General features: G+C 29.7%; 12 protein-coding genes. 5 read left to right on the top strand and 7 right to left on the bottom strand.

The annotated features are described in order from the left end of the window. The first annotated feature begins 66 nt into the window (after positions 1-66). Together ABV008_RS12640 and ABV008_RS12635 are read left to right on the top strand one after the other, a co-directional pair. On the top strand, positions 67-441 hold the full coding sequence (locus ABV008_RS12640; RefSeq protein WP_352420191.1) for a hypothetical protein: 375 nt from the start codon (positions 67-69) through the stop codon (positions 439-441). Between the two features lie 11 nt (positions 442-452). Further along, positions 453-1001, top strand: coding sequence for a DUF2087 domain-containing protein (locus ABV008_RS12635; RefSeq protein ID WP_352420190.1), 549 nt, complete (start codon positions 453-455; stop codon positions 999-1001). A 71-nt stretch (positions 1002-1072) separates the two neighbouring features. Here ABV008_RS12635 and ABV008_RS12630 read toward each other — a convergent pair whose 3' ends face one another. From ABV008_RS12630 to ABV008_RS12610, 5 genes are all read right to left on the bottom strand, one after another. Beyond that, on the bottom strand, positions 1073-1978 hold the full coding sequence (locus ABV008_RS12630) for a DUF4846 domain-containing protein (RefSeq protein ID WP_352420189.1): 906 nt from the start codon (positions 1976-1978) through the stop codon (positions 1073-1075). Between the two features lie 89 nt (positions 1979-2067). Further along, the gene (locus tag ABV008_RS12625; protein WP_352420188.1) at positions 2068-2742 is read right to left on the bottom strand and encodes a CPBP family intramembrane glutamic endopeptidase; all 675 of its coding nucleotides are present in this window, start codon (positions 2740-2742) and stop codon (positions 2068-2070) included. Between the two features lie 139 nt (positions 2743-2881). Next, entirely contained in the window at positions 2882-4042 is a 1161-nt protein-coding gene (locus ABV008_RS12620) for an acyltransferase (RefSeq protein WP_352420187.1), read from the bottom strand. A 168-nt stretch (positions 4043-4210) separates the two neighbouring features. After that, positions 4211-6670 (bottom strand): ABC transporter substrate-binding protein, encoded by a 2460-nt coding sequence (locus ABV008_RS12615; RefSeq protein WP_352420186.1) that lies wholly within the window; start codon positions 6668-6670, stop codon positions 4211-4213. A 144-nt stretch (positions 6671-6814) separates the two neighbouring features. Next, positions 6815-7201, bottom strand: a complete 387-nt coding sequence (locus tag ABV008_RS12610) for an ATP-binding protein (RefSeq protein WP_352420185.1) — start codon at positions 7199-7201, stop codon at positions 6815-6817. Between the two features lie 273 nt (positions 7202-7474). On the opposite strand from ABV008_RS12610, the gene rd reads away from it, so the two are divergent. The 3 genes from rd to ABV008_RS12595 all read left to right on the top strand — a co-directional run bounded on the left by rd (position 7475) and on the right by ABV008_RS12595 (position 10514). Then, a complete protein-coding gene (gene rd / locus ABV008_RS12605; RefSeq protein ID WP_352420184.1) occupies positions 7475-7636 on the top strand; it encodes a rubredoxin in 162 nt (53 codons plus the stop codon). A gap of 248 nt (positions 7637-7884) precedes the next feature. Continuing rightward, the gene (locus tag ABV008_RS12600) at positions 7885-9054 is read left to right on the top strand and encodes an AAA family ATPase (RefSeq protein WP_352420183.1); all 1170 of its coding nucleotides are present in this window, start codon (positions 7885-7887) and stop codon (positions 9052-9054) included. A gap of 29 nt (positions 9055-9083) precedes the next feature. Beyond that, on the top strand, positions 9084-10514 hold the full coding sequence (locus tag ABV008_RS12595; protein ID WP_352420182.1) for a hypothetical protein: 1431 nt from the start codon (positions 9084-9086) through the stop codon (positions 10512-10514). Positions 10515-10521: 7 nt separating this feature from the next. On the opposite strand, the gene ABV008_RS12590 is transcribed toward ABV008_RS12595, so the two are convergent. Beyond that, positions 10522-10815 carry a hypothetical protein gene (locus tag ABV008_RS12590; RefSeq protein WP_352420181.1) on the bottom strand — a complete coding sequence of 98 codons (294 nt, stop codon included), beginning with the start codon at positions 10813-10815 and terminating at the stop codon, positions 10522-10524. Between the two features lie 293 nt (positions 10816-11108). After that, positions 11109-12398: a 3-phosphoshikimate 1-carboxyvinyltransferase gene (gene aroA, locus ABV008_RS12585; RefSeq protein ID WP_352420180.1), complete on the bottom strand. Its 1290-nt coding sequence runs from the start codon at positions 12396-12398 to the stop codon at positions 11109-11111. Positions 12399-12441: the final 43 nt, after the last annotated feature.

Raw genomic sequence — 12441 nt, 5'->3', positions numbered from 1 at the left:
GAAATAATATTTTGAATGGTATAAAATAGTTTTATAAAATAACTAAACATATTTAGGAGGGATAGCATGAAAGATATAAATTGGCTAAAGGAATCTTATTTAACTTACTTAAAGGAAAAGCAAAGTAATATAAAATTTCTTATTGAGAATTTGCAGAAGGAAGAACGTATAGATGAGGCTAACTTAGAAAAAATTAAGCTTAATATAGTTGATATATTTTCTAAAATGTTTAATATTAGTATTGCTAATAATTGCGAAGCTTTAAAAGAAAAGTATCTAAGTTATTTCGATAAAATAACTACTCCTTGGCATACAAATAAACTTAAAGCAATAGAATTTGGGAAAGAACAAGAGTCAATCATAGAAAATATAAAAATACAAGAAGCAGAAGAATTAAAGAGTAAATTTAAAGAGTACTATAATCAAATTAGCCTCGATTAGGAGTGATATAATTGGATTCAATAAAAATATTTAAATGTTTATCTGACAATTCAAGATTAAAGATTATAAATAGTTTAATGATAGAACCTATGTATGTTGAACTACTAGCTGAAAGACTTAGTCTATCTACTTCAACCGTATCTTTTCATCTAAAAAAATTAATGGATGCTGATATAGTATCTTCAAAAAAAGAACAATACTATACAATTTATAGTTTAAACGAAAAAATATTTTCAATGAACCTTAAGGAATTAATAAAGGATAATAGAAAAGAAGATGATATATTAAAGAAAAGAGAGCAAAAATACAGGGATAAGGTTATACAATCTTTCTTCCAATATGATAAATTAATAGAAATACCTGTGCAAAATAAAAAGAAGCAAATCGTACTAGAAAGAATAGTAGAAAGTTTTGAGAAAGATAGAAATTATACAGAAAAAGAAATCAATCTAATAATTTCTGATTTTCATGATGATTTTTGCACAATAAGAAGAGATTTAGTAGGGTTTGGCCTTATGGAAAGAAAAAATGGAATATATAAAAGAAAAATAGATGTTTAGCTCATTCAATGGCATTTAACAGACTGAATTTAACTTAAGGGGGAACTTTACCCCCTTTTTACGATAGCCTTTTATTTAAATCTTCTCAATTGATTCAATTCAAATACCCATTCAGGTGTTATTAATTTTTCGCAATCTTTTAGAGAATACCAAGGACTTATATTTTCGTCCAAAGGATTAATAAGTATTTGTGTTTGCTGAGCTGGCATATAGGATTGAGCCAGCATAAATATTTTTTCATTATCATGGTTTACTACTATATCAACAACAATAACTGCATGACCTGGACTTCCTCCGATTATGAAAATATCTCCTATTTCCATATCATCTATATCAACGCTTTGAAGCTCTTTTTCTAAGGATAAGGTTCCTGAATAGGCAAATACCATATCCATAAATTTTCTAAAATCTTCATATGTATTAGATGGCTCAGTTGCTTTGTAATAGCTTACATTATTTCCTTCTACCTTGATTCTATAGCCCTCCATCCATTTTTTATACTCAGCTTTAAAGCCTGATACGAAGTTAAAGTTTATTTTTTCATAAGCTTCAATTGAATACAAGTACTCTCCACGTAAAAGCATAATAGCATCAGCACATTGATGAAGATCTCTACTTCCAATCTCAACGTCAATTACACTATCATAAACTCCTGTTGAAGACTTTTCTCTGCCGTTATAATACAAGACTTTTTCTCCATAGGGTTTTAAATTTTGATTTCTCAAGAATTCTCCAAAGCTGCCTTTCTCTACTTCTACTCTTTTATAACCTTCTATGGGTAAATACCTTGATTCTATAGTGCTTTCTTGAGGAATTATGTAATTAGAACTTTTAGCTACTATAATCTCTTGTGGTGTATTTATAGACTCTGATAGGTCTATATTGTTTTTAACTTCTTTACAGCTAGTTAGAAACAATAGGGTAATGATTAGTAGAGAAATACAGATTATCCTTTTTACGAAATCACTCCTGGGCATAAGCTAAATACGACCTCCTTAGTCCTCAAATATTTTAATTGCCATTGTTCTATTAAGTATCTAATGCTTGTTGAAGTTCACTTACCTATCTATAGCATCCCAAACATTCTCATTCCAATCAACATAATAGCTGCATCAGCTAATATATGGACTATCCATGAATTAATAAAATTCTTGGATTTTGTATCTATATAATTGAAAGTAAATCCTACTGAAACAAGCCCAAATATGGATAGTATTACCAGCCATATGTTAAACCAATTCCTAAAAATGCCTATGTGATATAGAGCAAATAAAGCTGATGAGAATATATAAGCTAATTTTTTAAAGCCAAGCTCATATAAATTCAAAAATATAAATCCTCTAAAAAAGAACTCCTCTAAGAATGAATTAACAAAGGTTATATATAAAGCCACCATAAGAAAATTACTTGGACTCACCTTAGATTTAGTCTGCAGTTCATTAGCAATATTGTTTAAATCTATGACTTCCTTCAAAATAAAATATACAGCTATAATGACTGTAAAACAAAATATACCCAAGCCTGTTCCTATATATAAATCCTTTTTATTAATCTTGATTCTATTTGATAAATAGGATTTTCTTATTAAACGTATGTATATATATGGTAGGATGGTGAAAAAAAGTATTTTACATAAAGTCTTAATAAAATAACTCATTACAAATACTTGCTCAATAAAATAAAGCATAATACAGGCTACAATAGATGAAATAATTATATAATTTTTACTTTTATTCTTCATAGTTCACCTTCTTTTTTAAATTCAAACACCATACAATTGACACTCTATTAATATTATCAATTTTTCATTTGCTCTTCAATAACCTACCATTATTAAATATAAAAAGGCTCCTAGCTAATATTTAGCAGGGAGCTTAGGGTTATGCTGCTTTTGCAGCTTTTTCTTTATTAGCTAATAATTTAGGAACTTTACCTATAAACAGCCATCTCCAATTAAATAATGCAAAGAAGTAGCATAAGCACATAGTTAATGTCCAGCCTAATCCAATGATTATTATTGCAGAGCTTAATCTGCCATATCCTATATGGTTAGGGAAATTAGACATTAGACTGATTTTAACAAATTCTAACACCATCGGATGAGCAAAGTATACACCTAGTGAATATGTTCCAAAGGATTTTATTAACTTCACTAAAGAATTATCTTTATCTTTTATTTTTCTTGTGAGACATATTAGAACTACAAATGTCATAACTCCATACAGCATATTCATTGGCCTTATAGAGCCATATCTTTCAAAATAATCCCTTCCTTGATTTATGTAAATATCGAGATAAACTTCTCCTAAGAATAGTACTAGAGATATAAAATAAGCAAATATTACTGGCTTTATTTTCTTTTCTATAAATTCCACAAACTTTTCATAATGATACGCAATAATTCCACCTGTTATAAAATAGAAGAACCATCCCAAAAACGATTTCCAATAGTATGTATTTATAAAGTTAATTATACCTATATTAGTAGGTTTTCTAAAGTAAAATTCATATATTAGTATTAAAGCTTGTAAAATAGCTAAATATGTAAGTACCTTAAATGGCTTATTAATCATACTTTTCGATAAATATTTGATTAGCAAAGGAAAAAGAATATAAAACTGAACTATAAGAAAGATAAAATATAAATGTGAAAATGCATTTCCCAATAGTATGTTTTTAACAAGCTCTAAGGGTCTTTCATAGGCTATAGAAGCATTGTACACATATTTAGAAAATAGCAAATATCCTATTGACCATAATAGATATGGTATTATTAAAAATGTAGCTTTCTTTTTATAAAATCTGGTTGGATTAAACTCTTCTGGAGTCCTATAGTTGTAAAAAAGCACAAATCCAGAAACCATCATAAATACAGGTGTTCCAAATCTAAAAAACTGATTTAAAAACATCCCTATATGCATAGCATTACTATTAAATTCTGAAAATAAGGCAAAACCACCAGTAGCATGTATTGTGAATATACCAAAGGCAGCTATAGCTCTAACATAATAAAGCTCTAATACCTGCGGTCTTTTATTCAAGATCATCACATCCTTAACTTTTATGCTAATATTTTCTAATTCTAATATTATATTGCCTTTCTTATTAAGTCAAATTATTTGTGAGCTTTACTACATATGTAATTTTTAATAAAAGCAAAGGAGATATCTCTATAGAAGCAAGTTCTATTTTGAGACATCTCCTCAATTTTATTTTTCTCTAATGATATTATCGTATTTAACCATGCCTAAAGGTGATAATCTAATATTAATAACCCCATCTAAAGTGCAGATACCATTTTGGGGATGATATAAAGGAATACACGGAGCGTCCTCGGATATTATCCTTTGAATTTCCTTATATAACTCCATTCTTTTAATAGGGTTCACTGCATATTTTGCCATTTCAAGTAATTTCATTAGCTCTTGATTTTCATAACCACTAAAATTAGAAACACTATTTGGTGAAAATAAAGGCTCTATAAAGGATGATGGCTCTATGGAATCTGCAACCCAACCATACATAAATATATCATAACCCTTCTGAAGCTTAGATGACTGTGAATACTCCTGATTAGATACCTTAGTGTATTTACATGTAATTCCAACCTCTTTTAAATCCTCTTCAATAAACTTTAAGACAGGATTAATATTTTCTCCGCAAAGAATATTCAAAGGGTGATTTAGATTTACTTTCTCTCTTCTAAGAATTTCTTTTGCCTTTTCAGGATTGTAATCATAACCCTTAATATGATCATTAGGTACTAATCCATCTGGTATCATGCATTTTGCTTCAGAAGCAAGCCCACCTAGCATTTCGTTTATTATTCTTTTCTTATTTATAGCATGATTAATTCCTTGTCTAACATTTTTTCTAGTATAAGGTGAGTCAATATTCTTGGTTTTAAATCCTATATAGAATGTAGCTAATAGATCAGTTGCTTTGAAGTTTTTGTAATAGTTAGTAGCTTTAATACTTTCTAGATCCCGTTTATTCTTGATAATATAGAAATCATATTTACCATTGATGAAACTATCAAGTGCATTTTCATCACCACTTTTTACCTCTATAACATCACAATATGGTCTTCCACCTATATAATTTTCAAATGCCTCTAGTCTATATACATTGTCTTTTAAATCTACTAGTTTGTAAGCTCCACAGCCTACTAAATTACCTTTTTTCAACTCTTCTGAATCCATTACTGCACAACAATATTGAGATATGGATAGTAAAAAACCATTAAAAGGTATGGATAGCTTAATTGATAATCGAAATTCATTTAATACCTTGATACCAATTACTTCATTAACCTTTCCTTCCATAAAATCTTTAGCACCTTCTATATAGTCTATAAACCAGGTGTTAGGAGATTCCAGCTGTGGTGAAAGCATTCTTTCTAAGGAATACTTCACATCCTTTGCAGTTACCTTTTTACCATTATGAAATGTTGCATCGTTTCTAAGATTAAATACCCAAGTTAAATTATCATCTTCTACATACCAGTTCTTTGCTAAAAACGGTAGTACATCTCCTGTCTCGCTAGTAGCCAGTAATCCAGCATGAATATTACTTAGGAATCTAATACTTTCCATAGCATTTCCTACTGCTGGATCCGTAGTGGCTAAAGGCTCTGCAAGATTGCATCTTATAGTGATTAATTCCTTTTCTGTATGGCTTGTTTCATTAATTAGTTCTTTTGTCATATCATTAAGCAAACTAGAAACTTGTCCAAGAGCAGATATTGCAGCCTTGGTAAACTGAGTGTTCATTAAAGCATTTTCTACCATAGACATAGACTTCTCAGAAATTTTCGACATTTCATCTGTAGAAAACACTATAGCTTCAAGGCTATTTGTCTGAGCAGATATTGCATTATTTATTTCGTTAATAGTTTCAATCAATGTCTGTATAGCAGATTCAATTTTCCTAAATGAAGAATTAGATTTCTCTGCAATATTTGAACCTTCATTTATCTTCTCATTACTTTTTTCAATAGCATTAATTGTTTTATTTACATTGGTATTAATATTCTTAATTATTTCGGATATTTCATTTGCTGATTTTGCACTTCTATTGGCTAGTTCTTTAACTTCATTTGCAACAACAGCGAAACCTCTACCAGCTTCTCCTGCTCTAGCTGCTTCTATTGAAGCATTTAAGGATAATAAATTTGTCTGGCTTGCTATATCTTTAATGATATTTAGTATATTATCTATTTGCGCAGTACTAACTTTAAGCCCATTTATTTCTGTCATTACAAATGAAATTGATTCATTTATTCCATTCATAGCTTGAATTGTATTATTTACAGCATTACTACCTTCTTCTACTACCCCTAAAGTATCTTGAGCCGTTTGGTATGACATACTTGAGCTAGCACTTAGTTGCTGTGCCATTGCTGAATAATTGTTGATTTCAGATACTACCTCTAGAATTGACTTTGTTTGCTCCTCCACTCTCTTTGATATCCCCTCAATAATTCTTACTAGATTTTCTACTTGATTATTTGAATCTTCTATTCTTACATTCAGTTTGTTTAAAAGAATTTTTTCATTATGTTTGATTAAATTAAATCTAGATTTTATTTTCTGATCTTCATTTGCAGTTTGCTGGGTTATAATTTCTGTTTTATTTTTCTTAAACCCACCTTTCCATACACCAATCAAGTCCATCCCCCCAAATCTAGTAATCTTGCAAATAATCCAAGATTTAACTATTTATTTTAGTTTATACCAAATATTACATAAATGCAAGAATTTCGACATACTATGTTAGACAAAAATTAATAAAACCCTCCTTAAATGGAGGGTTTAGATATATTTTATCGAAATTACCTTATTTTTATCTACATAGAATTCATCACTTAGGCCATCTACTATAACAAGACCTCTTCCACAGCACTTAAGTTCTAAGGGGTCATAGTCATCTCTATCAAATATGAATCCACAGCCTTCATCAATTACCTCAATTTTAATACGCTTATCATGTATCTCTAAAAGTAACTTAATGAATTTATTAGCATCGCAATTATTCCCATGCAATGCGCTGTTTACTACAAGTTCATTTAATATAAGCCTAATATCAAATAATAGGGACTCGTCCTTAATTATTTTGCAAAGCTCTTTTAATATATCTTCCATTGTTATTTTTATATTATATAAATCACTTTTTATTGTCTGCTTTAATCTAAAATTCAACTGAATCCCTTCATTCTATATATGATAAACTGCTATGTTATTATGAATTTACCCAAAAAAATATAGCTTAATCAGAATAAAATACAAGTTATGAATTTAAGTTAGTTTTTTACAATTTTTATTATACCACATTTTTATTTTTTTAAAAGTTATAAAAAGCAAGTATAAATTATTGCTAAAATAATATATAATATATAGAGCAAACTTGTTTTAGATACTGCTTTTTGGGGTATCATCTTATTGTACATAAAACATAAATGAAAGGGGATTATTATGGACAAATACGTATGTATACCATGTGGGTATGTTTATGATCCAGCTGAAGGAGATCCAGATAGTGGAATAGCTCCAGGAACACCTTTTGAAGAATTACCAGATGATTGGGTATGTCCAGTATGTGGTGCTTCAAAAGATGATTTTGAAAAAGAAGAATAGTTGTAACCTTAAGCCCCTATAAATTGGGGGCTTATCATTTTTTGATAACCTTTCTGAAAACAGAAATCAATTTAGTACCTTGTATAATAATTATTATCAATAATATGAAAAAGTGAGTCTGGTCATCAGTCAGGCTTATTTTTATTTTTTGAGAAAATCATCCATAAAAAGACAATCTAAGCATTAAAAAAAAGTTGAAATATGAAAACATGTAGTATAACATATTCTATGTGATTAGGAGGAATTTTATGAATACACAAATCAATGCTGCAATTGATAAGCTAAATAATATTTCTAAGGAATTAAATGATATATTTGTTGAAAGAGAAAAGATTATAGAAAACAGCATTAAAGCGCTAATAACAGGACAGGCTGTTTTGTTAATTGGTCCTCCTGGAACTGCTAAAAGTGCCTTAACTAACGCTTTATGCAGCAGAATTGAAAACGGTAGATATTTTTCTTGGCTATTAAATAGAACATCTGACCCAGCAGAGATATTGGGTCCATTCAGCATAAAGGAAATGGAAAATGATAAATTTTTGAGAGTAACTAAAGGTAAGCTGCCAGAAGCAGAAATAGCCTTTTTAGATGAAGTCTTTAAATGTAATGAACCAACTTTAAACATATTGCTTCCTATAATAAATGAAAAGCTATTCTACAATGATGGACAGCCATTTGATGTTCCTTTAATAACATTATTCGCTGCTTCTAACGAATTCCCAGAAGAGGATTCACTAATGGCTCTGTATGATAGAATGATGTTTAGAATGTATGTAGATTATATAGGTGACATTCAAAACAAAATGAAAATGTTCAAAGGCTTTTTGAATAAAGAGAGTAAGCAGGATAGCTATACGACTATATCCTTAAATGAATTAAACCTATTAAGAGAATCTCTACAAGAGGTTAAAATATCTGATTTTATCCTAAAGGAATACATTTCATTAATAAACTTACTTTTCCAAAATGGAATTGTAATATCTGATAGAAGGCAAAATGAATGTCTAAGCGTACTAAGAGCAACTGCATTATTAGGTAAAAGATATGAAGTTGTATTAACTGACCTTAAAGCTCTTAGAGATGTTCTTTGGAGTAATTTAGATGATATTGAAAAAATAGACGAAATATTAAAAGAAAAAATAGTTTCTCCTTATGAAAAAGAATACAACAGCATAAAAAAACAATATAAAGAATTAGTCTCATCTGCAAGTAGCATAAATGATACAAGAATACTCATTGAGATAAAAAATTCCCTAGAATATCTTTATGAAAAAGCTAATAGGCTACTAAAACAACCTGAACTAATAGAAGAGGATATTAAGAATAAATTGTTTATGCTGGAAAAAGATATTAAAGCTCATATAGATACATTATCTAAGCAATTTGATGATGATGACATCCTAATGTTTGGTGCATAGAAGTTTTTTTCCCGAGAAGGAGTGTAGCTATGGATACTTTATCCTGTAATACTGTAGAGTTTTTTGAGTTAGACTTAGATATTTATAATAATATTTTTAAAAATTCTCCTAGAATTATTGAAAATATGGAGAGCTTTAAAAAGACAATAAGTACATTTGAAAAGCTAAGTGAAGATATGTACTTGTCTTTATTTAAAAAGAATATTGTGTTTAAAGCTATGGAAAACATAAGTCCTGAATATTGGTTTAACTCTGTTATAATAAAAAAACTATTTGAAATAGATGAATTCGAAGATTTAAAGCAAAGCTGTTCCTTAAATTTTTTTAAATCTATATTAGCAACAGATTTATTGGGGCAAGAGCTTATAAAAAGCTTCAAGGAACTTGCTATGAATAGTAAAGCCTTTAGTGCTAAGTTAAATAATCAGGTCAAATATATTGAGGAATATAGAAGAGATAAAGATTCTAAAGAAAAAGATACAATATCCTTAGGAGCTATAAAAAATAAAATATTAAATAATATTAATGATATAGATAAATATATTTCAGATCATAATTTGGTTTATACCAGTGTTTCTGAAGCTCTGAAGCAATTTTTAGCCACATTTAAAACTATAGCTACTTGGGGTTTTGATGATAACAGGCTGACTCCTACCTCTTATGAAGAAAAAATTGAAGTTAGTGCAAAATTAAGAACCTTAAGAAAAGTAAAAGATATATCTGAAATGGCTGGTAGGTTTAAAGAATCTGCCAGTGAGCTTCAAAGAAAAAAAGTAAAGGAAGAAGGACTAGAGGTTTGTGGAGTTGAGTTGGGAAACGAAATACACAAAATCCTGCCTTCTGAAAAACTATTTTTAGCTAGAGAAAGTACTAAAAAAAGCTTCTATAAAAAACTAACTCAAAAAGAATTGCTATCTTATAAATATAAAAATAACAGAGCTAAATCCAAAGGTCCTATTATCTGCTGTATAGATACCTCTGGCTCTATGGAAGGAGAGCTTGAGGTTTGGTCAAAATCAGTTGCCATTTCTCTATTAGATATAGCTATTAAGCAAAAAAGAGAATTTGTTGCAATTATGTTTTCTAATAAGGTTTATAAGGTTCTTGAGTTCACTAAGCATAGGATAGAACCAAATAAGCTCTATGAGCTAGCAACATTTTTTTATGGTAGTGGAACTAATTTTATAGAACCACTTGAAAAATCTATAGAGCTCATAAGTAGTGCTAGATACAAATATGCTGATATTGTTTTTATTACCGATGGGAAAGCCTATATTGAGCCAGAATTTGTTGAGGAATTTTTGTTTATAAAGGAAAAAAAGGAATTTAGAATGATAACTGTAAATGTTTCTGATGAAATTGAAGAAGGATTAAATCAAATAAACGATACCCAAATACTATTAAGTGCTTTAACTGAAGAAGAGATTGAGGAAGCTAATAATACATTGTTTGCTATTTAGACATAATTTAACCGTGGGAAAATATTGACCCACGGTTAAATTTTACTTTCCTAATTATTATTTCTTCATGTCTTGTTACTTCATTTTCTATTCGATCCAACTTACTGTTTAATTGAATATGGCCATCAAATGAGGCTTGTAGCTTTTTACCATGATCATCTTCAATATGGAGAACTGTTTTTTCTACTCTATCTAACCTACCCTCTACCTTGTCAAGTCTTCCCTTAACTTCTCTAAAGCCTTCTTGCATTTCACCGTACATTTTAGACATCAATTCAAATAATTGTTCATTTTCGCTCACAGTTTTCTGCTTTTATGCTACCACTTTTTCCCAAGTACATGAATACATAATCAATATAAGATACTTTTTTCAGTCTAATATGCCGTTTTAATGACTTTTATCATAAAGAACTTAGTAATCCAATAAATACATAAAAAGCCTAAGGAAACTACTCTTCCTTAGGCTCTATACTATCTAATTCAATATTTTCTTTATGCATTTACAAAATACTCTTTATAGTTCTCTATGTGTTTTCTAAAATTAATTTTTTGGATGCCTTAATAGTGCGATGATACTCATTGTCTATTATTTTGTTATTTAAGTATATAACCTGCACCTACGTTATTCATAGCTTCATAGAAATTTGGGAAAGATACTTTAACGCATTCTACATCATTAACTATAGTTTCACCTTCTGCGATTAATCCTGCAACAGATAATGCCATTGCATTTCTATGGTCATGATAGCTTTCCACTGTTGCTCCTTGTAAAGGTTTGCCTCCATAAATTGTCATAGAATCCATATCGTCTTCAATCTCAACGCCCATTTTAGTAAGTGCTTCTTTCATTACTGCTACACGGTCTGTTTCTTTTGCTCGTGCAATTCCTACTCCTTCAAATCTTGTAACTCCCTTTGCATAGGCAGCTACAACTGATAGCATAGGAAGAGAGTCTGGCATATTAGATAAATTAACTCTTTTCCCTTTAAGCTCTTTTCCACCTCTCACAGTAATACTATTATCATTTTTATTGATTGTAATGTCTGCACCCATTTCAATTAAAATATCAACTATCTTTGCATCTCCTTGTTTATCTTCTAAGCTAAGGTCTTTAATAGTTAATTCTGAATCAGTTAAAACTCCTGCACATAAAGGAAATGCTACTCCTGACCAATCACTTGGTATTGTAAGATCAAATGGTTTGTACTTTTGTGGTCCTTTTACTTCAAAATATTTATAGTTTTCTTTATCATATTCTAGGCTAATACCTGTTTTCTCCATCCAGTCAATAGTCAAATCAATATATGGTGTTTCTTTAGGAGCTTCAACTTCTATCCTAACACCTCCATTAACCATTGGTGCTACCATTAATATAGAAGATACAAATTGAGATAACCTTCCATCAAGTTTTGTAGTTCCTCCCTTAATAGGTCCTTTAATAACTGCTGGAGAAGCATCGATTTCACTTCTTGTTGTAAAAGCCGTTGCTCCTAACATTTCTAAAGCCTCTAGTAGCTTCCGTATTGGTCTTTTTCTTATTTGTGCATCGCCTGAAAGCACACTCCATTCAGGTATTAAAGATGCTAAAGCTGTCATAAAATATAAAGCTGTACCAGAATTATCAATATCTACAATGTCATTTGGGACTTTAAGATTGGAACCTACTCCTTCAACAATCCATCTATTCTCTTCAATAGTATATTTAGAACCAAATAATTCAGCTGCTTTTAATGCTGCAATTCCATCTGCACTTGGAAGTGGGTTTTTGATAATTGATTTTCCTTCTGCAAGAGTTGCAATAGTTACCGCTCTTATAGTATGACTTTTAGAACCTGGAACTGATATAGAACCAGAAAGATTTTTCTTTGAAACATATGCTTTCATTAAATAACCTCCTGTTAGAATATTTATAGTTTTATACTAGTCT

This window comes from Proteiniborus sp. (genome assembly GCF_040308045.1).
Taxonomy (GTDB): Bacteria; Bacillota; Clostridia; order Tissierellales; family Proteiniboraceae; genus Proteiniborus.
This window is presented reverse-complemented; position numbering and strand designations above follow the sequence as displayed.